Origin of the sequence: Streptomyces sp. SID5785, from assembly GCF_009870065.1 — a bacterium.
Classification (GTDB): Bacteria; Actinomycetota; Actinomycetes; order Streptomycetales; family Streptomycetaceae; genus Streptomyces.
Genome location: NZ_WWIA01000865.1, coordinates 1 through 2,073 on the forward strand (window position 1 = coordinate 1; position 2,073 = coordinate 2,073).

2 protein-coding genes are annotated in these 2,073 nt (G+C 76.5%); one reads left to right on the forward strand and one right to left on the reverse strand.

Annotated features, from left to right (window positions below; all coding sequences use genetic code 11):
• Window positions 1-283, forward strand: a 283-nt coding sequence (locus GTW43_RS27870; RefSeq protein WP_237536855.1) for a hypothetical protein, incomplete at its 5' end; no start/stop codon positions are given.
• 25 nt (window positions 284-308) lie between these two features.
• On the opposite strand, the gene GTW43_RS27875 is transcribed toward GTW43_RS27870, so the two are convergent.
• Window positions 309-2,073: NAD(P)-binding protein (locus tag GTW43_RS27875; protein ID WP_161304728.1), on the reverse strand; the 1,765-nt coding region annotated here is incomplete at its 5' end.

A 2,073-nucleotide genomic window follows, 5' to 3' on the forward strand; every position in this document is an offset into this window, starting at 1 on the left:
CCCACTGCCCACCGACCGGTTCCGCGGGGAGGAAGCCATGACCTCCGAGCATGTCCGACGCAGTTACTCCTTCGTCTGCCTGGACTGCGGGCACGGCTGGGAGAGCACCTACGAGATCGACGTGAGCGTCGACGACCACGGGCGCATCCGCGCCGCGTACGCGCTCGACGGCCGGGCCACGCCGTCGCTGCTGCAGGCGCCGCGGTGCGCGAACTGCGAGGGCCGCCGGGTCCGCATCCTGCGCCCCGGCCGCGTCGCCGGGGTCCGCCCCTTCGAGCGTTAGGGCCTGTCTTCGGACTCCCGCGTGCTCAGGCCCGGCTGCGGACCTCGCCCCGGCCGAGCAGCTCCGCGAGACCGCGCCGCGTCGCCGCCAGCACCACCCGGTCCTGGCGCCGCAGCACATAGCCCGGATGCAGATTCCAGACGAGGCCCGTGGGACGGTCCGGCTCGTCGTCCCCGGGCGGCGCCGTCAGATCGGGCCGCCGGTCGGCCGGCGGCGCCGCGTCGAGCGCCAGCACCCGCCACGCGCCGGGCCGGAACGACTCGGCGATGGTCCGCCCCGCCAGCTGCGGATGGTCCGCCACGTCCAGCGCCGCGACCAGCAGCACGCTGCGCTCGACGGGGATCGCCCCCAGGATCTGCCGCCCCATCATCGCCACGGCGAACGCGGGCGCGGCCAGCGTCGTGACACTGCGGCTGCGGGTCAGCGCCCCCGGATGCGCCGCGCGCAGGGTGCGGTACACGGCAGCGGCGAACGCGTCGTCGTACATGCGCAGGGCCACCCGCAGATCCGGCTTGACGGCCCGCGCGGTCAGCACCGCCTCCAGGTTCGTCGTGTCGATGCTCGTCAGGGCGAGCAGCGCGTGCGCGCGGTGCACCTTGGCGGACTCGAGCACCCCGTCCTCCGTGACGTCCCCGACGATCGTCGGCACGCGCAGACTGCGGGCCAGCGCGATGCCCCGCGCCTCCGGGTCCTCCTCCACGCACACCACCGGGATGTCCAGCTCCCGCAGCCGCGCGAGCACCCGGGTGCCGATCTTGCCGAGCCCCAGCAGCACGATGTGCCCCGACAGACCGCGCGGCGGACGCCGCAGGGCCGAGGCCGTGCGGAAGGTCCCGAGGGCCTCCAGGACGGCCGCGAGCAGCACCGGCAGGAGCAGCAGCCCGGCGAAGCCGGTGAGCAGTTGCAGCACCTTGCGCGCCGTCGGCTCGTCCAGCGCCGGATCGTCGATCGCGAACAGGTCGAGCAGCGTCACGTACGCGGCGTGCACGGGCGCCACGTCACCGGTCGCCCACGTCGCGACGGCCAGCCCCAGCACACTGACCGACAGGCCGAACGCCGACCAGCGCAGCCGGCGCGAGAACAGCGAGCCGATCGGCATCCGGCGGGCCGCCACCGAGCGGACCGGCGCGGGGCGCCCGGCCGGCGAGACCGTCTCCAGGACCACGGTGCCGCGCCCCCCGGCGGCCGCCACCGTCCGGTCGTCCGGCAGCAGGCGCGGGCCCTCCCGGCCGTCGTCCGTGTCGGCGCCCTCCGCGCCGGCCGGGTCGCTGGCCGTCGCCGACAGCAGGGCGAGCGTGGCGAGCCCCGGATCGGGCACCTGTCCGCCGCGCGGCGGGGTGCGTTCGACGGCCCGCAGGAGCAGCCCGTCGGCCTGCACCACCTTGCTCGTGCCGGCGACCGCGGTCGCCGCGAGTGCCGGAGCCGCCGTGTCGGCGTCCGACAGGACCGTCGTCGACGCGTCGAGATCCGCGGGGCCGCGGCCCGGCGCCGACAGGGCGGCCGCCTGGTCGAGGAGGTCGGCGAGGTGCTGGCCCAGCGTGCGGTTGTAGAGCCGGATCACCAGCCGCAGCCGCGGGTTGAGCCGCCGGGCCGCGAGCGCCGCGCGGATGTTCGCCTCGTCGTCGTCGTGGACCAGCGCCAGCGCGGTCGCCTCCGCCACCCCGGCCTCGGTCAGCACCTGCTCGTCGACGACGCTCGCCTGAAGCACCGGGGCGGGGCCCGGCGCCGCCGGCTCCGCCGACCGGTTGAGCAGCGCCTGCATGCGTGCCAGCAGCGTCGAGGTGCGCGCG